The sequence below is a fragment of the Bradyrhizobium sp. i1.15.2 genome (genome assembly GCF_040548425.1).
Taxonomy (GTDB): Bacteria; Pseudomonadota; Alphaproteobacteria; order Rhizobiales; family Xanthobacteraceae; genus Bradyrhizobium; species Bradyrhizobium canariense.
Genome location: NZ_JBEPRQ010000001.1, coordinates 45,805 through 67,500, shown reverse-complemented (window position 1 = coordinate 67,500; position 21,696 = coordinate 45,805). Strand labels below are relative to the sequence as shown.

Below are 21,696 nucleotides of genomic sequence, written 5' to 3'. Positions count from 1 at the left end.
CCATTGTCCGCGCTCTCGTTGAGTTGAAAGCGGTCAGGCGGAAGTTCATGAGGCATTCACGCGGGGACCGATAATCCGATCCCGGCTCTGACCCCTGCCAATCAAAGATCCGAGGAGACCTCCATGCCAGCCTTGCTTCGTCCCGCCCTCTCCGCGCTCGGCCTCGCGTGCCTTCTGTCCGCAGCATCGCTTGCATCGTCCGGCACCGCACTCGCGCAGGCCAAGCAGCAACCGGCGCCGACGCAACAGGCCGCGCCCGCGCAGGCTCCCGCGCTGAAGCAGATCGCGCTGACCGACAAGCAGCTCGACGGCGTGCTCGCCGCGCAGAAGGACATGGATGCGATCACGGAAAAATTGCCCGAGAACACCGCCCCCGACCAGAAGGTGATCGCGCAGCTCGATGGCGTCGCCAAGAAGAACGGCTTTGCCAGCTACGATGATTACAACAACGTCGTCGACAACATCAGCCTCGTGCTCGGCGGCTTCGATCCCGCGACCAAGAAATATGTCGGCACCGAAGCCGTGATCAAGGCGCAGATCGCGCAGGTCCAGGCCGACAAGAAGATGCCGGCCAAGGACAAGAAGGAAGCGCTCGACGAGCTCAACGAAGCGCTGAAGACGCCGGCGCCGCAGATCGAGAACAAGGCCAACATCGATGTCGTCGGCAAGTACTACGACAAGCTGGTCGCAGCCCTGGGTGACGATCAGAATTGAGGACGCAACTCTCTTGTCCCGGACGCGCTGCAACGCGGAAGCGTTGCTGCGCAGAGCCGGGACCCAGAGGCCACGGGATCGTCATCGGCATGGGCCCCGGCTCTGCAATGCATCGTCGAAGAGACGCTGCGTTGCGTCCGGGGCACGAGCGCCCAACTCGCTTCGCTCCGTAATCGCCATCATCGCTGCAACAAAAAGCCCCGGAGACATCTCCGGGGCTTTCGTCGTTTCTGACCTCACGCCTTGCTCAGCGTCTCACGTTCGCGTCCGCATCCGCATCATGAAACTGTCGAAGCTCAGCTCGGCGACCTGCATCCAGGCCAGCGATTCGCTGCGGAAACCAGTCAGGCTCGCATACATCTTGCCGAAATGCGGATTGGTCTTGGCGAGATCGGCGTAGATCTCGTTGGCCGCGCCATAGCAGCTTTCCAGCACTTCCTGCGGGAACGGCTTCAGGATCGCGCCGGCCACCAGCAGACGCTTCAGCGCCGGCGGATTGACGTAATCGTATTTGCCGGTCACCCAGGTGAAGGTATCGCGCGACGCGGCGTCGACCGCGGCCTGATAGTGCTTCGGCAGCGTGTTCCACTTGTCGAGATTGATGATGTTGTGACCCTGGCCGGTGCCTTCCCACCAACCGGGATAGTAATAGTACTTCGCGACCTTCACGAAGCCGAGCTTCTCGTCGTCATAGGGCCCGACCCATTCGGCGGCATCGAGCGTGCCCTTCTCCAGCGCGGGATAGATATCGCCCGCCGCGATCTGCTGCGGCACGCCGCCGACCTTGGCGATGATCGTGCCGGCAAAACCGCCGACCCGGAATTTCAGTCCCTTGAGATCGTCGATCGACTTGATCTCCTTCCGGAACCAGCCGCCCATCTGCGCGCCGGTCGACCCGGTCGGAATGCCGATGGTGTTGTATTCCTTCAGCAGATTGTTGATCAGGTCCTGGCCACCGCCCCACTGCAGCCACGAAATGTGCTGCCGCGTGTTCAAGCCGAACGGCAGCGACGTGCCGAACGTGAAAGCGGGGTTCTTGCCCCAATAGTAGTACAGCGCGGTGTTGCCCATCTCGACCGTGCCGTTTGCGACGGCGTCGAGCACCTGCAGACCCGGCACGATTTCGCCGGCGGCGAATGGCTGGATCTGGAAACGATTGTCGGTGATCTCGGCAACGCGCTTGGCGAAATATTCGCAGCCGCCGTAGAGCGTATCCAGCGCCTTGGGCCAGCTCGCGGCGTATCGCCATTTGATCTCGGGCATCGACTGCGCGATCGCTGGCGCAGCGACGGCACTTGCGGCCAAGCCCAATCCGCCTGCCGTCAGGAATTTACGACGTTCCATGCGCTTCCCTCCGCTAAGTCGATGCTTCGACCAGGGAACGATCTTGGTGTCGTCTTGTCTTCGTCGACGCTCGACGTTTTCTGTTGAGACGTTGTGGCGTTTCCGAACGGCCCTTGCGGGCACTCGTAGATGGAATTCCGATCGTTGCGGTTCCGCGAGCGAGGATGACCGGGCGCTTCGCCGGAATCAAGTCTGATGTCTCAAGCCTCATGGGCGCCTCGCAGGTGCGAACGCCAGCCTGACGCAAGTCGGGCTGGCACGCGATCTGCTATTCCATCGCGCAAAAACCAGGGAGGCTCGCGCATGACGGGCAAGACGATCGTGGTCGCCGGAGCGAGCGGTCTCGTCGGCAATGCCGCGTTGCGACACTTCGGCATATCGAGCGGGTGCGATGTCATTGCCCTGTCCCGGCGGAGGCCGCGCGACCTCTACGGCGCCCGTCATGTCCCGATCGACCTGACCAGCGCAGCGGATTGCGGCCGCGCCGCCTCGGAACTGAGCGGCGCGACGCATCTGATCTACGCTGCGCTCTACGAGGCGCCGCAACTCGTCGACGGCTGGCGCGACCCGCAGCAGATCAAGACCAACGATTTGATGCTGCGCAATCTGATGGGTGCGCTCGAGCCGGTCTCACCCGGCCTCAAGCATGTCGCCCTGTTGCAGGGCACCAAGGCCTATGGCGTCCACGTTCGCCCCCTGACCGTGCCGGCTCGCGAAGGCCGTTCCGAAATGTACGAGCAGCCCAATTTCTACTGGGCGCAGGAAAACTTCTTGCGCGAACTGCAAGCCGGCAAGGCTTGGCATTGGAGCATCCTGCGGCCGGTGCTGATCGTCGGCCTCGCCATGGGCGGCGCCATGGACCTGATCCCGCCGCTCGGCGTCTATGCCGCGATGCTGCGCGAGCAGGGCAGGCCGCTGGATTACCCCGGCGGCGCCGCGCGGGTGGCGCAGGCTGTCGATGTCGACCTCCTCGCCCGCGCCATCGCCTGGTCGGGCGAGGCCGAGGCCGCGCGCAACGAAGCCTTCAACGTGACCAATGGCGACGTCTTTACCTGGGAGAACATCTGGCCTGCGGTCGCCGATGCGCTGGAGATGAAGCCGGGCAAGCCGGTCCCGCTGTCGCTCGCCAGGGCTTTTCCATCCTGGGTCGGCCCCTGGGATGCGCTGCGGCGCAAGCACGACCTCGTATCGCCTGCGCTGGCCGAATTCGTCGGCCTCTCGTTCCAATACGCCGATTACAGCCTGCGCTACGGCCAGACCGAATCCGGTCCGCCCTCGATCGTCTCGACCGTGAAGATCAACCGCGCCGGCTTCACCGAGATGATGGACACCGAAGACATGTTCCGGAAGTGGTTCAGGCAGGCGAAGCAAGAGCGGCTGCTGCCATGACGCAGAACCAAAGCCGGTACGTCCGGGATCGTTGCCCAGATCAGATTGTGACCCGGATCGGTCCTCCGGCCAAGCCGGTTCGAACGGCTTTAAGTCTGGCTTATCTGAGCTTCTGTCGCAACCACCGTGAGGGACGGACATCACCCAGCGCGGCGATCCTTTGTAGCGGCGAAAAGTCGACCTTCCAAAGATCAAGTTCAAACAGCTCGCCGCGCTGATCGAGGTTCAGCGCGACCGACACCAGCACTCCATCAGCGTCGTCAAATTCGGCTTCGCCAATACATCGGCCGAAACGCCGGTCTGCGGCACCTTCGAAGAGAAGGCTACCCATCCCACCGTCGTTCATTTCGTCGACGAAGCCAAAATGGTCCTGCAAGGGCGAATGCTGACCTAGAATAAAGACAACCAGATCGTGCTCGTCGGGGGTAAGTGGGCGCGGCATCTTCTTTCTCGTAGCGGCTAGGTGCATTGGCCCATATCACGCCGCGCTCGCGATGTCCGTTCTGGCCCATGGCGGACGTGTCCGGCACGAAGTGCAAGAGCAGCTTTTGATCGTAGCGGAACATAGTCGTTCTTGCTATCGTCCTTAGACCGACCGAGGTTGCCAACACTAATGCGACTGATTTCGCACTTGCTAGTCGGACTGCTCTGCGCCTTAGGCGTGATAGCAGCAGGTGCTTTTAGTCACGAAATGGTACGGCCCTTTTTCTTGATCGTTTGGACGCCAGCAACCTGGCTGGTTCGTTTTTCAAACGCGCTATGTCCACCGACAGGCGTAAGGTGCTTTCTGGGGTCGGTCAGCCAAGGTGCGCATCACCTTTGGTTTGGGCTATGCCTCCTTGGCTTTTGGTGGATTGTCTTGTCGTTCGCAATCTGGCCGCTCTTCTGGTTGCGTCGATCGCCTCCGACCTCAAGGCCGATCCCGAAATCTACTTATTTTCTTAAGCTTTGAGCTACCGTCGAAACCTAAGCTAAACTAAGCCTAGAAGCGATGGCTTTACTGATGATCTCTACCTTGCGCAGCGCAAGCAAAGTCGGAGGTCTACGTGGGTTGGAAGCTTTTTGCATTCTTCGCTGTCTTGCTCGCGTCTTACGGAATCGGCGACGTTGGGACTTTCACTGCGGTGCAGATTGTCGACTTTGTAATTGAGGTGCTTGCGGCCAGCGGTCTCGTGCTGATGGCATTCAAGATCGATTTTCTTCCCGGTATGTTTTGGCGCGGATTCGCTGGCGCCTATTTTGTGTATTATTCTGGCTGGTTTGCCGAGAAAGCTTTCCTCACCGAGGGCGGGCCTGCGTCCCTCGTTATTGAAAATGCGCTCACATACGCTGTCTTTCATATCGCCATCGGCTATGGACTTTGGCTGAATGGTTCGATGCATGAACAGCACGGCGCCGCGCGTCAGATCTGTGGCTAGACATATCCCAGACGGTTAAGGCGCCCACATGTACTTCCTCATCGCCTGTCTGATCGTGGTCGCCTCGAGTGCCGTGATATCGTATCGTCGATCCACGGCTCTATCACGGAATCCTCAGGGAAGGCTTGCGGCATTTCTGCCGGCATTCTGCGCGGCAGTCTTTGCGCTGGTCCTACTAGAGTTTGATCGTATTCAAGGCAAGCAGGAGGTCGGTCCCTTCGCAACGACCTATCTCCTCATGCTTGTTGTGTCCTTCTTTGGCGGTTGGTTCCTTGGCATTGTTGTTGGATTGCCCCACGACAAGCAGCCATGACTCTGGCAACATCCTGTTGATGTCCGTATTGGTCCCTAGCTGACCTGCCGCGCGCCGCCGGTGGAGGACCGCTTGTGGACCCGTTGCGGAGCTCGGACGGCTGGATCAAAATCGCCCCTTGAAGCTACGGCATGGGCCTCAAGTGGGCGCCGCAAAGGCTAATCTTTACCGCACTCCGAGACCGACGAAATGTTACTAAGAAGGCAGCTTATTGCGGACGCGATGGTCGTTGATGGTCGAGGACGCGTCTTTGTGCAAAGGCGCTCATCGACGCGTGAGTTGTTTCCCAGGTGTTGGGACTTGATCGGCGGGCACGTCAAAGACGACGAGCACGTTCTTTCTGCTCTGCGCCGCGAAATACATGAGGAGACAGGCTGGCACCTTAAGAACATCGTTCTTGAGCTAACACCTAAGTATTGGAGCTATGGGCCGACACCCTATGAAGAACGACAGTTCATCGTGACCGTCGACGGGGACCTCACAAAACCAGCTCTGGAAACCGGCAAAGTGTCAGAGACTCTCTGGGTTGATCGCGCGAACGTGGAGAAGCTCAAAGAGAACCGCAAGCCGGATGACCAGTTAATCTACAATTCGGTGGTGGAGGCTCTCAAAGTTCTGGAGACAGTGCGGCCTCCAATGTGAGATTGTCGTTGCAATTTGCTCCGCAACTGCGACTTGCTTTGCAAGAGATCACTACATGAAAGATGCTATTGTCCGTCACGCAACAGAACGCGACCTGCATCAGGTTCTGAACCTTTACGGGCATCTCCATCCGCAGGAACCCCCACTGGCGCCAGCTACGGCTGAGCGCGTCTGGTCCAATCTGCTTTCATCGGGGTTTATGACTGTGATCGTGGCGCAAGCAGGTGAACAGCTTCTATCGTCGTGCACGCTCGCAATTGTGCCCAATCTGTCTCGGGGCGGCCGATCATATGGCGTCATTGAAAATGTAGTCACCCACACCGACCATCGCAAATCAGGGCTCGGGCGACGGGTTCTCACCTATGCGCTTGAGATCGCATCGCAGGCCGATTGCTATAAGGTCCACTTGGCGACGGGGTCCAAGCGTGAGGCGACCCTGCGCTTCTACGAGCGAGCAGGATTCGAACGAGGCGGCAAGACTTACTTCGAAGTGCGGCGGTAGGTGTCGATTGGCCCTCCGATGTTCCTTGGGGACGTGTCGGGAATTGGCCCGTCGCGCCAGTCGCGAGTGCAGCGACATGTCCGGACGCAGGCGAGGACCGGAAGTCGGTCGCTCAGCGGGACGCCGCCGCAATTGACCCGGAACGGACTTCGATAACTGTCCTGAGTGACGATCAACGCTCAGTCAGAACCGGTTCGGCTGCCGGAGAACCAGAACGCTAGTCTTTCTCTATGTCTCTGGGCTGAGCAAAGTCGGCGATGGTCAGGGTATTCGCGAGAGTGTTTTTGCCATGATCTGTACGGCCGTCCAGTCTCTTGCCACGATAGGCAGATAACCAGGGCAACCGAGACTTGATGCCCGTTGTAATGGGCTCATCAGTCACCTCTAGCGTGATTTCATTCCAGCTCACGCCCGGACCTAGCGTTGCCTGCAAGTTGTCCGGATTGACCTGGATGACCGACCCAGGATTATTGACGTCGGCGAAAGTAACGAGATCGGGCAGTCGTCCCGAGTCAATCTTGCGCGGGCCGCGCTGGCGGGCGATTGTGGCCACGGCATCCATGATGTTCGTCGGCGGCGCCATGTTATAAAGCTCGCACACGAACTCAAGGTTCGGTCCTGCATAACGGGTCCAGCCATAGTACCCGCGAATTTGGTTTGTCAGCAGCGCGACCAAGGGCCTCGCGCCTGAGCCTAGATCGAGGTAAAGGGCTTCGCCGCGCAAATTGCTAAAAGTGCCGCGCTCAGGAAAGACGACATTCTCCACCAACACCTCAACGACGCTCGAAGCGTGCTTGACGCCGTCCGGCGTATTGACCGCAACTGTCAGCTTGTACCGATAGCTCTTAGAACAACCCGCAACAGCGATAGCCACCAGCCCTATCGCGACGATGCGGAGATAGCTTCGCCACCTTGCCTGCGTCACCGAACGCCTCGCGCTGCGATCAAGCGTCACTCGCTTGAGTCGGACGATCTATAGGGATCTGGTACCACCAGAGATTGTCTAACTGGTTAACTTCGGCTGTGCGGCTCCGTAAACATGGATTCATACCTCGACAAGGTCGCTTCGGGGGACTCTCGCCTCAGCGAGTTAGCGAGCAAACGGAGCAGGTTTGAATGTCGGCTTGTGGCCCATAGCTGACCTGAATCGATGGTCAGCTTGAGTCCGCAAAGCGTCGGCCAGCGGACATCGCTCAGGCCGCACCAATGAATCTCGATCTATGAGTGCGCGGCCTGATCTGCGCTTGCGAAGGCCGCCTCCATCGCCCGCCGCGTCCTGACCGTCTCGTTGCCCGCGTCGAACTCGACGTCGCTCCAACGCACGATCTCGCCATGGGCGACGTCGTGCTTCAGCTTCAGCCGATGCGCCAGGCCGATCGGCAGCGCGCCGGCCTTGAGGCTCGCGGCCGCCGGCACCAGCTTGCCCCACACCGTGTAGCCGCCTTCGCCGTCCAGCATCTCGCCCGCGCGCAGATTGCGTTTGGCCACGGCGGCGACGTCGCCGTGGAAACCATGGGGCTGCCCGGTCGGCTCGCCCCGCAGCGCGGCCGACAGCACCGAGATGTTCAGCTCGAGGCCGATCAGATGATAGGGCTTGTACATCGCAGCATACCGTCCGCTGCCGTCGGTCTTGAGGCCGTATTGCCTGAAGCAGTCGGCGGCGTAGTCGTTCGGCGCCTCCAGCACGACGTAAACGCCCCAGCGCAGATCGCGAAACACCGGCCTTCCGTCGCGCTCGAGCGAGGAGACCACCTCCACGACGCCCGACCGCTCCAGCACGCCGCCCCTGCTGCGCGGCCGCATGATGTGCGGCAGGTCGTCGACGCCGCAGGGTGGAAACAGCAGGCCCTCCGCAGGCACGTCGAGTCCGCAGGCATTGGCGATCGCGGCCATCTCGATCGCCGACTTGGTGCCGTCGAGGAAGGAGTTGAACATCTGCGGATTCATCCCGGCCGATTGCGCCTCGCCCGCGCTCAACCCGTAATGCTGCCAGACGCCATCCGGCGTCACGTCGTGATAGGCCGGCAGATATTTTGTCCCTTTGCCGGCGGCGACCACGTGAAAGCCGGTGGCGCGGGCCCAATCCACCATCTCCGCGGTCAGCGCCGGCTGGTCGCCATAGGCGAGCGAATAGACCACGCCGGCCTTGCGGGCTTCCTCGGCGAGCAGCGGACCCGCCAGCACGTCGGCCTCGACATTGACCATCACGATATGCTTGCCGGCCGCGATCGCGGCACGCGCGTGCCTGATGCCGACGGCTGGATTGCCGGTCGCCTCCACCACCACGTCCATCGCGCCGCCCGCAATGGCGCGCGCGCCGTCATCGGTGAAGACGGTGGCGGCGATCCGCGCCGCGTCCCAGCCGACGGTGCGGCAGGCCTCGCGCGCACGGTCGCGATTGATGTCGACGATGATGGGGACCTCCAGCCCTGGCGTGTGCGGCACCTGCGCCAGGAACATCGAGCCGAATTTGCCGGCGCCGATCAGCGCCACACGGACGGGCTTGCCGGCGGAAGCGCGAGCCTGGAGGAGGCGGAAGAGGTTCATGGGGCTTGTCCTAAGCGCAACGATTGAAGCTCGTCATTCCGGGGCGCGCGAAGCGCGAGCCCGGAATCCATCCATCCGCGACTTCTGCGGCCTGATGGATTCCGGGCTCGACGCTACGCGCCGCCCCGGAATGACGCTTACTCCGCCGCCTGCCGCGGCGCACGGGCGAGCCGTAGCAGCGCGTCGTCCTCCACCGTCTGGATCGGCGCGAAGTCGCGATGCGCAATGTACTCCGGCCTTGTCGGGGTTCGGATGTAGTTCGAAACCGCGTTCAGCGTCAGGTACACGATCTTGCGCGGGTAGGGCGTGATGTTGCCGGCCGAGCCATGCACGAGATTGCCGTGGAACATCAGCATGCCGCCCGGCTTTCCCGTCGGCGCCACGATGCCGCCCTGCTTGACCAGCCGCGTCACGGTCTCCTCGTCCAGCGTCCACAGCGGATACGAAGTCGTCGCGAGGTCGTGCGAGGCCTTGAGGTCGCCGGCGTTCTGGCTCTGCGGCACCAGCATCAGCGGGCCGTTGATCGGCATCACCTCGTCGAGGAAGATCGCGATGTTCATCGCGCGCGGCTCGGGCATGCCGTCGTCGCGCTTCCAGGTGCCGTAATCCTGGTGCCATTGCCAGACGTCGCCGGTGAAGGCGGATTTTGCGTTGATCTTGAACTGGTGCATGTAGACGGGCTCGCCGAACAATTGCTCGACCGGGTCGATCATGCGCGGATGCGCACCCAGAATGCCGAACGCCTCGTTGTAGAGATGCGCGGCAAAGGCGGTGCGCGGCGCGCCGCTCTTCTCGCGCCAGACTTCCGGCCGGTTCGCGTCATAGATGGCAACCGCCTCGCGCGCGAGGAGATCGACCTCCTCCGGGCTGAACAATTCCGGCAGGAACAGCCAGCCCTCGCGGTGGAAGAACTCCAATTGCTCCTGGGACAGTTTCATGGCGCGTCCTCCTTTGGTTTGTTTCTTGTCATTCCGGAGCGCGACGAAGTCGCGAACCCGGAATCTCCGCAGCATAGGCCGTCCGATGGATTCCGGGCTCGATGCTGCGCATCGCCCCGGAACGACAGCGTGTGCGGTTACGCCGCCTCTTCCGTCGCCCTCAATCGCTCTTCGGTCATTCGTCCCGCCGTTTGCGCGTGCGCAAGCGCCGCACGCTCGGCCGCCTTCGCGTCGCCCGCGAGAATGTGTCCGGCAATGTCGGCATGCTCGGCCCAGGCGCTGCCGCGATAGTCGAGTTCGGACAGCACCGTCGCCATCGAGCGGCGCATATGCGGCCATTGCGGCGTGATCGTCTCCTCGATCACGGGATTGCCGGCGAGCCGATAGATCGCGCGATGAAACGCGACGTCGAGCGCAATCAGCTCGGCGAGCGCGGTCTTGCCGTCGATCCCGCGTCCGGCGGCGAGCGCCGCCTCCAGCCGCGCGCGTCCCGCCGCATCGCTTGCGGCGCGCTCGCCGGCAAGCCGCGCCGCCAGGGCATCGATGGCTCCGCGCACCTCGTAGAGCTGGCGGATGCGTGCGGGATCGAGCTGGGTGACTTCAAAACCGCGCCGGCCGCTTTCCGCGACGAGCCCCTGCCGGTGCAGCAGGTGTAGCGCATGCGACACCGGCTGGCGCGACACGCCGAGCCTGTCGGCGAGCTCGTTCTGCCGGATGCGCTGGCCGGGCTGCAGCGTGCGGTCGGAGATCGCCTCCAGGATCCGCGCATAGACCTGGTCGATCAAGTTCGGAAGCGGGTCGAGGGGGATCACGCCGGCAGCTCCCAGAACGGCAACAGGGAATACGGAATTCCGTATTCAAACGTACGGCGCGAGGGCGAGGGCGTCAAGCGCGGCCAAGGGGGCGTCCGACCTCGTTTTTTGCGCTTCGCCAAGCCCTTGATATTGCTAGGGTCGGCTACTGTGCATGGGGTTGTTTTCGAGGAAAAAGAAAAAGAGGGGTGAGGCACCTACTCCGCCAGGAACGCTTTCATCGCCGCGCCGAACTCCAGCGGCGCCTGCTCGAACATCCAGTGCCCGGCATTGGGGATCACGGCCGTCTTCGCCCCCGCGATGTGCTCGGCCAGCACGCGCCACATCACCGACAGGCTCCCCGTCGTCGCGCCGCCGCCGATCAGGAGCGTCGGGGTCGTGATCGCTTGCGCATCCGCGAGCGTGTAGGGCCTGCGCTGCTCGTTGATCTGGCCGAGCAAGGTGATCGCGTTGTCGCGCAATTGCTGCTTGGCCGCCGCCGGCACGCGCCGCCATGAGCCGTCGCCTTCGATGCCTTCGTAGAAGTTCTGCAGCGCGCCCTCGATGTCACCGGCGCGAATCATCTCGACCGAGCGCGCCGTGCGCGCGGCCAGCGGCGGATGCGCAGGCGTGCCCGCAGGCACCGGCAGGCTCGCGTCGAGATCGCCGCCGGGTTCGGCCAGCACCAGTTTGCGCAACAGATCCGGCCGCGACTGCGCCACGCGAAACGCGATGTGGCCGCCGCGCGAATGGCCCATCAAATCGACCGGCGCGGGTTTGACCTGCTCGATGAAAGCGATCACGTCAGCGACGTGCTGGGCCATCTTGTAGTCGTCGCCGACGGCATCCCAGTGCTCGGGAAAGAAATGCCGCAGGCTGACCGGGATCACGCGATGCGATTTCGACAGCGGGCCGAGCACTGGATACCAGGTGCGGAAATCGCCGAGCGTGCCGTGCACGCAGACCAGCGGACGGCCCTCGCCGATTTCGAGATAGGCCATGTCGTAACCGTTGACGCGAAATGTCTGCATGGTCAGCTCGCCAGGAAATCCAGCACGATCTCGGAATATTTCTGCGGCGCCTGCTCGAACATCGGATGCGTCGCGTTCGGAATGATCGCCGTCTTCGAGTACGGCACATGCGCCGCCAGCGCATGCAGCACTTTCGGCAGCAGGCCCTTGGTCCGCGCGCCCAGGATGAATAGCGTCGGCATCCCGATGGACTCCGCGTCCGCCTTCGAGAACGGCGGGCGGTTGTCGCGGACCTGGCCGATCAGCGTGAAGGCGTTGTCGCGCAGATTCTGCTTCACCAGCGCCGGCAGCCGCGGCCAGGTGCCGGGCCCTTCCAGCGTGTCGACGAAGACGGCAAGGCCGCCGTCGATGTCGCCGGCCGCGATCTTCTCGGCCGAGGCCGTGAACCGCGCCAGCAGTGGCGAGGGGTCGCCGGCATAATCGGGGTCGAGGCTCGCATCGAGCTCCCCGCCGGGCTCGGCCAGCACCAACCGCCGGAGCAGCTCCGGCCGCCGCTGCGCCACGCGGAAGCAGATGTGCCCGCCGCGGGAATGGCCCATCAAATCGATCGGGCCAAGGTCGAGTTCCTCAATGAAGGCGATGACGTCGTCGACATGCTGGGCGATCGAATAGGTGTCGCCGACGCCATCCCATCGCGCCGGGAAGAAATGCCGCAGGCTGACGCAGATCAGCCGGTGCCGCTGGGATAGCGGCCCGAGCACGCAGCCCCAGACACGGAAGTCGTTGAGCGAACCATGCACGCAAACCAGCGGTGGTCGGCCCCGGTCTTCGCCCACGTCGAGATAGGGCATGTCGTATCCGTTGACGTGGAGACTTTGCATTTGCGGGCTCGCGAAAGGGGAGGCGGAACTCCTGTGCAAGATTCCCGGAAACCGGGTGGATCGCAACTATTTCCAAGCTTAGATTTGAGCTCAGTTCACATTGGGGGCATGCAAGGGAACGCAAGCCAGGGACCAAGCCATGACCGACCAGCATTTTGCCCTGTTCGATAGCAAGATCGGCCTTTGCGCCATTGCCTGGGGTCCGCGCGGCATCAACGGCACGCAATTGCCGATGGGTGGTGAGCAGAAGATCCGCACCCGCATCAGCCAGCGGCATGCTGACGCCAGCGAAGCCGAGCCGACTGCCGAAGTGCAGCAGGCGATCGACCGCATCACAAAACTGCTCGCGGGCGAGCCGGATGACCTCACCGACATTCCGCTCGATCTCGACGGCGTCCCCGACTTCAACCGCGGCGTCTACGCCATCGCCCGCACCATTCCGCCAGGCAAGACCGTCACCTATGGCGACATCGCCAGGCAGCTCGGCGGCGTCGAGCTGTCGCGTGACGTCGGCCAGGCGCTCGGCCGCAACCCGTGCCCGATCGTCGTGCCCTGCCATCGCGTGCTGGCGGCCGGCAACAAGCCCGGCGGCTTCTCCGCGAATGGCGGCGTGGTGACGAAGCTGAAGATGCTCGAGATCGAAGGCGCGCTGGTGAACCACACGCCGAGCTTGTTCGATTGAGGCGATGCCGCCGCGGGCTAAATCTTCGCCGCCGCCTTCGGCCAATATTTGTCGCGCAAATGCCGTTTCACCAGCTTGCCGGTGGGCGTGCGCGGCAGCTCGGCTTCGAAATCGATCGAGCGCGGGCATTTGATCGTCGAGAGGCGGCTCTTGCAGTAGGCGATCAGGTCGGCCTCGAGCTCGCTGCCGGCGCGCTTGGGATTGTGCGGTTGCACCACGGCCTTGACCTCTTCGCCCATCTCCTCGTTCGGCACACCGAACACGGCGACGTCGGCGACTTCAGGATGGGTGATGAGCACGTCCTCGGTCTCCTGCGGGTAGATGTTCACGCCGCCGGAGATGATCATGTAAGACTTGCGGTCGGTGAGAAAGAGAAAGCCGTCCTTATCGAGATAACCGACGTCGCCGAGCGTCGACCAGCCCTTTGCGTTGTAGGCCTTCTTCGTTTTCTCGGGATCGTTGTGATAGGTGAACACAGGCGCATCGGCGAAATAGACCGTGCCAATCTCGCCCGTCGGTTGCTCCCCGTCGTTCTCGTCCAGAATCTTGATTTTGCCGACCACGGCGCGGCCGACGCTGCCGCGGTGCTCCAGCCATTCTTTCGAGTTGCAGACGGTGACGCCGTTGCCTTCGGAGCCCGCGTAATACTCGATCAGGATCGGCCCCCACCATTCGATCATCTTGGCCTTGACCTCGACCGGGCAGGGGGCGGCGGCGTGGATCGCGCCCTTCAGTGTCGAGACGCCGTAGCGGTTGCGGACCTCGTCCGGCAGCTTCAGCATGCGCACGAACATGGTCGGCACGAGCTGCGCGTGGGTCACCTTGTACTTTTCGACCAGCTTCAGGAAATCTTCGGCGTCAAAGTGCTCCATGATGATGGAAGTGCCGCCGAGCAGGATCGCCATCATGTTGAAGCGCAAGGGAGCGGCGTGATAAAGCGGAGCCGGTGAGAGATAAATAGTCTCGGCGTTCATGCCGCACATGCTGGCGCAGAGCACACGCAGAAACGCGTTCGGCTCGTCGATCGGCTTGCCCTCGAACGCCTTCTTGATGCCCTTGGGTCGGCCCGTGGTGCCCGACGAATATAGCATGTCATAGCCGGCGACCTCGTCGGCGATCGGCGTTGTTGGCTGGGCGGCCGCTTCCTTGTCGTAGGAGCGGAAGCCTGACAGTGGCTCGTCCATCATGTAGAAGACCGGCTCGCCGGGCGCACCCTTGATCAGGGCCTTGATCTGGTCGGCGCATTTCGGTGTCGTGATCACGACCTTGGCGCCGCAATCGGCGATGATGTAGTCGATCTCGTCCTGCTTCAAATAGCGGCTGATCGCGGTGTAATAGAGCCCGCTGCGTTGCGCCGCCCAGCAGATCTCCATGAAGGCGAGGCGGTTCTCCATCAGCAGCGCGATGTGGTCGCCGGCCTTCAGCCCGAGCGAGCGGAACAGGTGCGCCCCCTGGTTCGAAAGCTCGTCGAGCTCGCGATAGGTGATCGCCTTGCCGGTCCCGGCCATCTGATAGGCGATCTTGTCGGGTGTGGCGCGGGCGTAGATGGAGGGGTGAGTCATAAGCGCGGTCCTAAGGCATACGGGACGACACTATTGGCGAGTAACGGCTTACAGCCGCTCCACGATCGTCACGTTCGCCATGCCGCCACCTTCGCACATGGTCTGCAGGCCGTAGCGCTTGCCGCGCTGATGCAGGGCATGCACCAGCGTCGTCATCAGCTTGGTGCCGGAGCAGCCGAGCGGATGGCCGAGCGCGATGGCGCCGCCATTGACGTTGAGACGTTCCGGATCGGCGCCGGTGGTCTTCAACCACCCCGTCGGTACCGAAGCAAAGGCCTCGTTGACTTCGAACAGGTCGATATCGTCGATCGTCATGCCGGCCTTTTCCAGCGCGCGCTTGGTGGCGTGCAGCGGAGCATCGAGCATGATCACGGGATCGCCGCCCATCATGGTCATGTGGTGGACGCGCGCCAGCGGCTTCAGGCCAAGCTGCTTCAGGCCACGCTCGTTCACCACCATCACGCCGGAAGCGCCGTCGCAGATCTGGCTGGCGCTGGCCGCGGAAAGCTTGCCGTTCTCGGCGATCAGCTTGACGCCCTTGATGCCGTCGAGCGTGGCGTCGAAGCGGATGCCTTCGTCGATGTGGTGGGTGTCCTTGGAGCCGTCGGCGCGGGTGATCTCGAGCGGCACGATCTCCTTCTTGAAGTGGCCGGCCTGGGTTGCCGCGATCGCGCGCTGATGGCTGTTGTAGGAGTACTCGTCGAGCTCATCCTTGGAGAGGCCGTACTTCTCGGCCATCATCTCGGCGCCGGTGAACTGGCTGAACACGATGTTCGGATAACGCTGCTCGATGCCCGGGCTCTTGTAATTGCCAAAGCCGTTCTTGGCGGGAAGCTGCGACGACAGGCCCATCGGTACGCGCGTCATCGATTCCACGCCGGCGGCGATCACCACGTCCATCGCGCCGGACATCACGGCCTGGGCTGCGAAGTGCAGCGCCTGCTGCGAGGAGCCGCACTGGCGGTCGATCGAGGTGCCCGGCACGCTCTCCGGCAGCTTCGAGGCCATAATCGCGTTGCGCGCGACGTTGTTGGACTGCTCGCCGACCTGCATGACGCAGCCCATGATCACGTCCTCGACCAGCGCAGGATCGACCTTGGTGCGGTCGACCAGCTCGTCCAGCACCTTCGCGGCGAGATCGGCCGGATGCCATCCGGCGAGGCGGCCCCCCTTGCGCCCACCGGCGGTACGCGCAGCGGCGACGATGTAAGCCTCGGCCATGTCGGTTTCTCCCTGGATTATTCTGAATGGTTGGTTGTCGGGGCGGATTTAAGGGGCGACTGGTCGTTTAGTCAATCGATCAATTAACTCTTGTGGAGAGGCGCTGCTTGGGCTTATCTGCGGCGGCTCTCGCGCTAAATCGGGGATCTCCGTGACTACCAGCGTACCGAACAGGCTCCCCAGCGGAAAGAATTCCACGGCAGAGAAATTGCTCGTGGCCGCGAGCGAGCTGATGATCGAACGCTCCTCGATCGAGATTTCGCTGAGCGACATCGCCCAGAAGTCCGGCGCCAACGCGGCGCTGGTCAAATATCACTTCGGCAACAAGGACGGCCTACTGTTGGCGCTGCTCGAGCGCGACGCGGGGACGGAACTGTCCAATCTCGAATATCTGCTGGCGCAGCCGATCACGCCGACCGCGAAGCTGAAGCTGCACATCGGCGGCATCATCCGCGCCTATCACCGGTTTCCCTACATGAACCGGTTGATTCACTATCTGCTGCACGAGAGCGTCGCGGGCTCCGCGGACGAAGTCTCGAAATTCTTCGTCGCGCCGCTGCTGGATTTCCATCGCCGCCTGCTAGCCGAAGGCGTCAGTCAGGGCGAATTCCGCGCCACCGATCCGGTGTTGTTCTACACCAGCCTGATCGGCGCCTGCGATCATTTGTTCTTCGGCCGGCACGCGATGTCACGCGCGACCGGCGTCGGCCCGGTCACCGACGACGTCTGCCGGCAATATATCAAGCACATGGAAACGCTGATCTGCGGCGGCATCCTCACGCAAGGCGAGGAAGCTGCCGCGGCCGGATGATCTGGCCAGAACGCAGAAGTCTAGAGAAGAAACGCCCAAGGAAAAGGTAGAGGAAAGGTATTTGCGATGCAGTTGAAAGACGTAGCCGTTCTTATCACCGGCGGCGGGTCGGGCCTTGGTGCCGCGACCGCCCGCGCCATGGCCGCCAAGGGCGCCAAGATCGGCGTGATCGACCAGAGTAAGGAAAACGCTGAGAAGGTCGCCGCCGAAGTGAAGGGCATCGCGCTCCACGCCGATGTCACCAGCGAGGAGCAGATCAAGGCGGCGATCGCCAAGGCGGAAGCTGCGCACGGCGTCGCGCGCGTGCTGATGAACTGCGCCGGCATCGGCGGATCGCAGCGCATCGTCGGCCGCGACGGCGTCTACCCGCTGGAAAAATTCGCGCGCATCATCAACGTCAATTTGATCGGCACCTTCAACTGCCTGCGTCTGTTCGCCGAGCGCCTCGTCACGATCGAGCCGGTCGGTGAAGAGCGCGGCGTCATCGTCAACACGGCGTCGGTCGCGGCTTACGAAGGCCAGATCGGCCAGATCGCTTATGCGGCGTCGAAGGGCGGTGTCGTTGGCCTTACCCTGCCGGCGGCGCGCGATCTAGCGAGCCAGAAGATCCGCGTCAACACCATCGCGCCCGGCCTGTTCCTGACGCCGCTGCTGATGGGCTTGAACGAAGAGGCCCGCAAGAGCCTCGGTGCCCAGGTGCCGCATCCCGCGCGACTCGGCGACGCCAATGAATACGGCTCGCTCGCCGTGCACATCGTCGAGAACCCGATGCTCAATGGCGAGACAATTCGCCTCGACGGCGCGATCCGCATGGCGCCGCGTTAGGGCTCTTTTTCCTTCTCCCCTTGTGGGAGAAGGTGGCGCGCGTAGCGCGCCGGATGAGGGGTCTCTATCCACGGAGACAGACCCCTCACCCAGGCGAATTCCGAGCTCACAGCGTACATGCCCTCTCCCACAAGGGGAGAGGGCGCAGCAATCGGCACCGCGAATGGCGGCAAGCACGAGGCGCCTCATGTCCCAACCGCTGCTGATCGAGCACAACGACGGCGTCGACACCGTGACGCTCAATCGTCCCGAACACCTCAACGCGCTCGATCCTGCGCTGATCGACGCGCTCAATGTCTACTTCCAGGGCCTTCAGCGCAACCGCGACACGCGCGTCGTGGTGCTGAAGGGCGCCGGCAAGAATTTTTGCGCAGGGCTCGATCTCAAGGCGGCGATGGCGCGTCGTGCCGGCCAGCAGGAGCCGCCCGGTGTCACGGAGTCGCTGGACTCGCAGCGGCGCATCGCCGACATCGTGATGCTGATGCGGCGCTGTCCGCAGCCGATCCTCGCGCTGGTACAGGGCGCGGCGGCCGGCGGCGGCTTTGCGCTGGCGCTCGCCTCCGACATTCGCATCGCGACGAGATCGGCGCGGATGAACTGCGCTTTCATCAAGCTCGGCCTTGGCGGCTGCGACATCGGCACCAGCTATTTCCTACCGCGCCTGGTCGGTGTCTCCGTGGCCTCGGAGCTGATTCTCACAGGGCGCTTCATCGGCGCCGAACGGGCGCTCGCGGTCGGGCTGGTCTCCGAGGTCGTCGAGGAGGACAAGCTCGATGATGCCGCCGAACCCTATGTCGACGCGATGATCACGGCCTCGCCCGTGGGCTTACGCCTGTCCAAGGAATGTCTCAACATGAGCGTCGATGCCGGATCGCTGGAAGCCGTGATCGCGATGGAGGATCGCAACCAGGTCCTGTGCAGCCGCTCCGAGGAGTTTTCGGAAGGCATCAGGGCCTTCCTTGAGAAGCGAAAGCCTGTCTATATCAGGCGCTGACAATGAAGATCCGTAAAGGACGAGAAATTCCGGGAGACGCACAATGAGTGGAAGCGCGGCGGCGGTGATGACGAAGCCCGCCTTTCGCAAGGTCAAGTGGCTTGCGCGCGACATCGATGTCGAGCGCCGCGACGACGGCACGGTGGTGCTGAAGTCGCGCATCCCGCTGCAGACCTACGAGAAGCATATCCCGGCTTCGCTGGCAAAATGGGCGAAGGAAGCGCCCGAGCGGATCTGGCTTGCCCAGCGCGGCGGCCCGAACCGCGAATGGCGTAAGGTGTCCTATGGGGAGGCCAAGCGCACCGTGGATGCGCTGACGCAAGGCCTGCTCAATCTCGCGCTCGACGGCCGCCCGGTCACGATCCTCTCCGGCAATTCGATCGAGCACGCGCTGATGACGCAGGCCGCGATGCAGGCTCGCGTCCCCGCCGCGCCGGTCTCGCCGGCCTACTCCTTAATGAGCCATGATCACGTCAAGCTGAAATATTTGTTCGACCTGATCAAGCCCGGCGTGGTGATGGTGCAGGACGGCCCGACCTTCGAGAAGGCGCTGAAAGCGCTCGATCTCACCGGCGTCACCGTCGTTCACGTCTTGCGACCCTGCGAGGACATCGAGAGCGTCAGCTTTGCCGCGCTCGCGGCGACGGCCGTGACTGCCGATGTCGAAACGTCGATTGCAAAGATCACGCCTGAGACCGTCGGCAAACTGCTGTTCACGTCAGGCTCGACCGGCATGCCCAAGGCCGTCATCAACACGCAAGCGATGATGTGCGCCAATGCGGCGATGATGATGCAGGTGCGGCCGCGCGATCCCGGCGGTCCGATCTCGACCATGCTGGACTGGATGCCCTGGAACCACACGATGGGCGGCAATGCGGCGTTCCACCCGATCCTGGTCGACGGCGGCACACTCTATATCGACGACGGCCGGCCGATGCCGGGCCAGTTCGATGAGACGCTGCGCAATCTGCGCGAGATCTCGCCGACCTATTACGCCAACGTGCCCGCCGGCTATGCCGCGCTCGCCGCGGCCATGGAGAAGGACGAGGCGCTGTGCCGGTCCTTCTTCAAGAACCTCTCGATCATGGCCTATGGCGGCGCACGACTGCCGGATGATCTCTACGACCGCATGCAGGCTTTGGCCGTGAAGACCACTGGCGAGCGCATCGTGTTCTACACCGGCTGGGGCTCGACCGAGACCGCGCCGACCTCGACCGGCACCTATTGGGACACCGAGCGCGTCGGCCTGATCGGCCTGCCGTTCCCCGGCGTCGAGTTGAAGATGGTGCCTTGCGGCTCGAAATACGAGCTGCGTCTGCGCGGCGTCAACGTCACGCCGGGATATTTCGGCCAGCCTGACCTGACGAAGAAAATGTTCGACGAGGAAGGTTTTTATTGCATCGGTGACGCCGGCATCTTCGTCGACGATTCCGATCCGGTGAAGGGAATCATCTTTGCCGGGCGCGTGGTCGAGGATTTCAAGCTGACCACCGGCACCTTCGTCCATGTCGGCTCGCTGCGCACCGATGCGATCGCCGCCGCGACGCCGGTCGTGCATGATGCGCTGGTCGCGGGGCAGGATCGCGCCTTCATCGGCCTGCTGGCCTGGCCGAATCTGCATGCCTGCCGCCAGCTCGTCGGCAATCCCGATCTCAGCTTCGGAGACGCAGTGAAGCATCCCGAGGTGATCGCCTGCTTCAGGCGCGGGCTGGAGGCTCACAACAAGGAGTGCGAAGGCGCCAGCAGCCGTATCATCGCGCGCGCCATGCTGATGGCGGAACCGCCCTCGATCGACGGCAACGAGCTCACCGACAAGGGCTACATCAACCAGCGCGCCGGCCTGGAGCGCCGTGCCGCCCTGGTGGAGCGGCTTTATGCCGACAAGCTCGACCGGGACGTCATCATTCTCAAGTAATCGACATCATCAACACGGATACGCGCCATGAACTTCGATTTCTCCGACGACCAAAAGCAGCTCCGCGATCAGGCGCGCAAATTCCTCACCGAGAAGTGCCCACCCAAAGCTGTGCGCATGGTTCTCGACGGCAAGGCGCCATACGACAAGGAGCTGTGGAAGAGCCTCGCCGAGATGGGTTTTCTCGGTGTCGCCATTCCCGAGGATTTTGGCGGCGCGGGCGCCGGTCATCTCGAACTTTGCGTGATCGCTGAAGAGATGGGCCGGGCGAACGCACCGGTGCCGTTTTCCTCCACCGTCTATCTCGCAGCCGAAGCGCTGCTGATCGCCGGCAGCGACGCGCAGAAGAAGAAATGGTTGCCGGCAATTGCCTCGGGCGAGGCGATCGGAACGCTGGCGCTGTTCGAGGGCAAGGGCAATCCGTCGCCGAAGAACGTCAAGCTGACGGCTGCGAACGGCGTGCTCAACGGTGTCAAGAAGCCGGTCCCCGATGGCGCGATCGCCGACTTCGCGGTGGTCGCGGCACGCACGGGATCGAGCGGGCGCGACGGCGACATCTCCTTATTCATCGTCGATCTCAAGGACGGCGGCGTCGAGGTGAAAAGCCTGACCAACCTCGATCCGACCCGCGGACAGGCCGAGATCACTTTCAGGGATTGCAAGGCAGAGCCGCTAGGCGCGGCCGGCGAAGGCTGGAGCATCTTGACTCAAGTGCTCGATCGCGCCGCGGTGCTCTGCGCGTTCGAGCAGGTGGGCGGCTCCGACCGCGCGCTGGAGATGGGCCGCGACTACGCGCTCGACCGCATCGCCTTCGGCCGACAGATCGGCTCGTTCCAGGCCGTCAAGCACATGCTGGCAGACATGTACGTGTCGGCGACGCTGGCACGTTCCAACAGCTATTACGGCGCTTGGGCGCTCTCGACCAATGCATCCGAATTGCCGGAAGCGGCTGCAGCCGCGCGCATCAGCGCGACGCAGGCGTTCCAGCACTGCGCCAAGAACAACATCCAGGTTCACGGCGGCATGGGTTTCACCTGGGAGTTCGACTGCCACATGTACTACCGCCGTGCCAACGCCATGGCGCTCGGGCTCGGCAGCCTGTCCTATTGGGAAGACCAGTTGATCGACCGTATGCGCAAGAAGAACGCGGCGTGACGTTATCGTCATTCAGGGGCGCCGCAGAGCGGCGAACTATGATGTGCAATTGCACATCCGAGAATCCAGAGATGAGTGAAT

General features: G+C 62.9%; 22 protein-coding genes. 12 read left to right on the top strand and 10 right to left on the bottom strand.

Features of this window, described 5'->3' with window-relative positions:
* Positions 1-123: 123 nt before the first annotated feature.
* A complete protein-coding gene (locus ABIB80_RS00350; RefSeq protein ID WP_354126830.1) occupies positions 124-714 on the top strand; it encodes a hypothetical protein in 591 nt (196 codons plus the stop codon).
* Between the two features lie 255 nt (positions 715-969).
* On the opposite strand, the gene ABIB80_RS00345 is transcribed toward ABIB80_RS00350, so the two are convergent.
* A complete protein-coding gene (locus ABIB80_RS00345; RefSeq protein WP_219680430.1) occupies positions 970-2,058 on the bottom strand; it encodes a TRAP transporter substrate-binding protein in 1,089 nt (362 codons plus the stop codon).
* Between the two features lie 303 nt (positions 2,059-2,361).
* On the opposite strand from ABIB80_RS00345, the gene ABIB80_RS00340 reads away from it, so the two are divergent.
* Positions 2,362-3,447 carry an SDR family oxidoreductase gene (locus ABIB80_RS00340; RefSeq protein ID WP_354126829.1) on the top strand — a complete coding sequence of 362 codons (1,086 nt, stop codon included), beginning with the start codon at positions 2,362-2,364 and terminating at the stop codon, positions 3,445-3,447.
* A 100-nt stretch (positions 3,448-3,547) separates the two neighbouring features.
* On the opposite strand, the gene ABIB80_RS00335 is transcribed toward ABIB80_RS00340, so the two are convergent.
* Positions 3,548-3,889, bottom strand: a complete 342-nt coding sequence (locus tag ABIB80_RS00335) for a DUF6984 family protein (protein ID WP_354126828.1) — start codon at positions 3,887-3,889, stop codon at positions 3,548-3,550.
* Positions 3,890-4,493: 604 nt separating this feature from the next.
* Here ABIB80_RS00335 and ABIB80_RS00330 point away from each other — a divergent pair.
* The 4 genes from ABIB80_RS00330 to ABIB80_RS00315 all read left to right on the top strand — a co-directional run bounded on the left by ABIB80_RS00330 (position 4,494) and on the right by ABIB80_RS00315 (position 6,322).
* The gene (locus ABIB80_RS00330; protein ID WP_354126827.1) at positions 4,494-4,865 is read left to right on the top strand and encodes a hypothetical protein; all 372 of its coding nucleotides are present in this window, start codon (positions 4,494-4,496) and stop codon (positions 4,863-4,865) included.
* Between the two features lie 28 nt (positions 4,866-4,893).
* On the top strand, positions 4,894-5,178 hold the full coding sequence (locus ABIB80_RS00325; RefSeq protein WP_354126826.1) for a hypothetical protein: 285 nt from the start codon (positions 4,894-4,896) through the stop codon (positions 5,176-5,178).
* A 189-nt stretch (positions 5,179-5,367) separates the two neighbouring features.
* Positions 5,368-5,820: an NUDIX hydrolase gene (locus ABIB80_RS00320; protein ID WP_354126825.1), complete on the top strand. Its 453-nt coding sequence runs from the start codon at positions 5,368-5,370 to the stop codon at positions 5,818-5,820.
* 55 nt (positions 5,821-5,875) lie between these two features.
* The gene (locus ABIB80_RS00315; RefSeq protein ID WP_354126824.1) at positions 5,876-6,322 is read left to right on the top strand and encodes a GNAT family N-acetyltransferase; all 447 of its coding nucleotides are present in this window, start codon (positions 5,876-5,878) and stop codon (positions 6,320-6,322) included.
* A gap of 217 nt (positions 6,323-6,539) precedes the next feature.
* Here ABIB80_RS00315 and ABIB80_RS00310 read toward each other — a convergent pair whose 3' ends face one another.
* From ABIB80_RS00310 to ABIB80_RS00285, 6 genes are all read right to left on the bottom strand, one after another.
* Positions 6,540-7,247 (bottom strand): hypothetical protein, encoded by a 708-nt coding sequence (locus ABIB80_RS00310; protein WP_354126823.1) that lies wholly within the window; start codon positions 7,245-7,247, stop codon positions 6,540-6,542.
* A 293-nt stretch (positions 7,248-7,540) separates the two neighbouring features.
* The gene (locus ABIB80_RS00305) at positions 7,541-8,869 is read right to left on the bottom strand and encodes an NAD(P)H-dependent oxidoreductase (RefSeq protein ID WP_354126822.1); all 1,329 of its coding nucleotides are present in this window, start codon (positions 8,867-8,869) and stop codon (positions 7,541-7,543) included.
* A 137-nt stretch (positions 8,870-9,006) separates the two neighbouring features.
* Entirely contained in the window at positions 9,007-9,807 is an 801-nt protein-coding gene (locus tag ABIB80_RS00300; RefSeq protein ID WP_354126821.1) for a phytanoyl-CoA dioxygenase family protein, read from the bottom strand.
* A gap of 137 nt (positions 9,808-9,944) precedes the next feature.
* Positions 9,945-10,619, bottom strand: coding sequence for a GntR family transcriptional regulator (locus ABIB80_RS00295; RefSeq protein WP_007597265.1), 675 nt, complete (start codon positions 10,617-10,619; stop codon positions 9,945-9,947).
* Positions 10,620-10,816: 197 nt separating this feature from the next.
* Positions 10,817-11,629 (bottom strand): alpha/beta fold hydrolase, encoded by an 813-nt coding sequence (locus ABIB80_RS00290; protein ID WP_354126820.1) that lies wholly within the window; start codon positions 11,627-11,629, stop codon positions 10,817-10,819.
* Between the two features lie 2 nt (positions 11,630-11,631).
* Entirely contained in the window at positions 11,632-12,450 is an 819-nt protein-coding gene (locus tag ABIB80_RS00285) for an alpha/beta fold hydrolase (RefSeq protein WP_354126819.1), read from the bottom strand.
* A 139-nt stretch (positions 12,451-12,589) separates the two neighbouring features.
* Between ABIB80_RS00285 and ABIB80_RS00280 the strand changes: the two genes are divergently transcribed.
* Entirely contained in the window at positions 12,590-13,132 is a 543-nt protein-coding gene (locus ABIB80_RS00280; protein WP_219680412.1) for a methylated-DNA--[protein]-cysteine S-methyltransferase, read from the top strand.
* Between the two features lie 17 nt (positions 13,133-13,149).
* On the opposite strand, the gene ABIB80_RS00275 is transcribed toward ABIB80_RS00280, so the two are convergent.
* Positions 13,150-14,694: an acyl-CoA synthetase gene (locus ABIB80_RS00275; protein ID WP_354126818.1), complete on the bottom strand. Its 1,545-nt coding sequence runs from the start codon at positions 14,692-14,694 to the stop codon at positions 13,150-13,152.
* Between the two features lie 48 nt (positions 14,695-14,742).
* Positions 14,743-15,915 (bottom strand): acetyl-CoA C-acetyltransferase, encoded by a 1,173-nt coding sequence (locus tag ABIB80_RS00270; protein ID WP_219680406.1) that lies wholly within the window; start codon positions 15,913-15,915, stop codon positions 14,743-14,745.
* A 232-nt stretch (positions 15,916-16,147) separates the two neighbouring features.
* Between ABIB80_RS00270 and ABIB80_RS00265 the strand changes: the two genes are divergently transcribed.
* From ABIB80_RS00265 to ABIB80_RS00245, 5 genes are all read left to right on the top strand, one after another.
* Complete coding sequence (locus ABIB80_RS00265) at positions 16,148-16,726, top strand: TetR family transcriptional regulator (RefSeq protein WP_473255131.1); 579 nt, start codon at positions 16,148-16,150, stop codon at positions 16,724-16,726.
* A 66-nt stretch (positions 16,727-16,792) separates the two neighbouring features.
* On the top strand, positions 16,793-17,551 hold the full coding sequence (locus tag ABIB80_RS00260) for an SDR family NAD(P)-dependent oxidoreductase (protein ID WP_007615252.1): 759 nt from the start codon (positions 16,793-16,795) through the stop codon (positions 17,549-17,551).
* Between the two features lie 187 nt (positions 17,552-17,738).
* The gene (locus ABIB80_RS00255) at positions 17,739-18,545 is read left to right on the top strand and encodes an enoyl-CoA hydratase/isomerase family protein (RefSeq protein WP_219680401.1); all 807 of its coding nucleotides are present in this window, start codon (positions 17,739-17,741) and stop codon (positions 18,543-18,545) included.
* A 43-nt stretch (positions 18,546-18,588) separates the two neighbouring features.
* On the top strand, positions 18,589-20,460 hold the full coding sequence (locus ABIB80_RS00250) for an AMP-binding protein (protein WP_219680399.1): 1,872 nt from the start codon (positions 18,589-18,591) through the stop codon (positions 20,458-20,460).
* A gap of 27 nt (positions 20,461-20,487) precedes the next feature.
* Positions 20,488-21,615 (top strand): acyl-CoA dehydrogenase family protein, encoded by a 1,128-nt coding sequence (locus ABIB80_RS00245; protein WP_007597244.1) that lies wholly within the window; start codon positions 20,488-20,490, stop codon positions 21,613-21,615.
* The last annotated feature ends 81 nt before the right edge of the window (positions 21,616-21,696 follow it).